We start from the raw sequence: 488 nt of genomic DNA, 5'->3' as shown, positions 1-488 counted from the left end.
CAGTTCGGCATAGGCCTCCAGCGTGGCCGACAGTGGCACGCTGGCATCGTCGTCGTGCGACTGGTAGAGGTCGATGTGGTCGGTCTGCAGGCGCTTGAGCGAGGCGTCCACCGCCTGGCGTATGTATTCGGGGCGCAGGCCCACCTTGCCTTCGCCCATGTCCTTGCCGACCTTGGTGGCCAGCACCACGCGGCTGCGCTTGCCGCTTTTCTTGAGCCATTTGCCGATCACGGTCTCGGATTCGCCACCCACATGCTGGGGCGCCCAGCGCGAATACACGTCGGCGGTGTCGATGAAGTTGAAGCCCGCGTCCAGCCAGGCATCGAGCAGCGAGAACGACGTGGCCTCGTCCACCGTCCAGCCAAACACATTGCCGCCAAGGCACAGCGGCGAAACCTGCAGGCCGGAGCGGCCCAAAGAGCGAAGTTGCATAAGTTTCTCCTCGAATGGATGGACACGCGGGTATGCCATTGTTGCGGCATTGGTGT

1 protein-coding gene is annotated in these 488 nt (G+C 63.3%); it reads right to left on the bottom strand.

All coding sequences use genetic code 11. From position 1 onward, the window contains the following. Nucleotides 1–432, bottom strand: a 432-nt coding sequence (locus tag QZH66_RS18370) for an aldo/keto reductase (RefSeq protein ID WP_305807227.1), incomplete at its 3' end; no start/stop codon positions are given. Nucleotides 433–488 lie beyond the last annotated feature (56 nt).

The organism is Stenotrophomonas sp. YIM B06876, from assembly GCF_030711595.1.
Taxonomy (GTDB): Bacteria; Pseudomonadota; Gammaproteobacteria; order Xanthomonadales; family Xanthomonadaceae; genus Stenotrophomonas.
The sequence above is the reverse complement of the archived record's forward strand: the minus strand, read 5'-3'. Positions and strand labels throughout refer to the sequence as shown.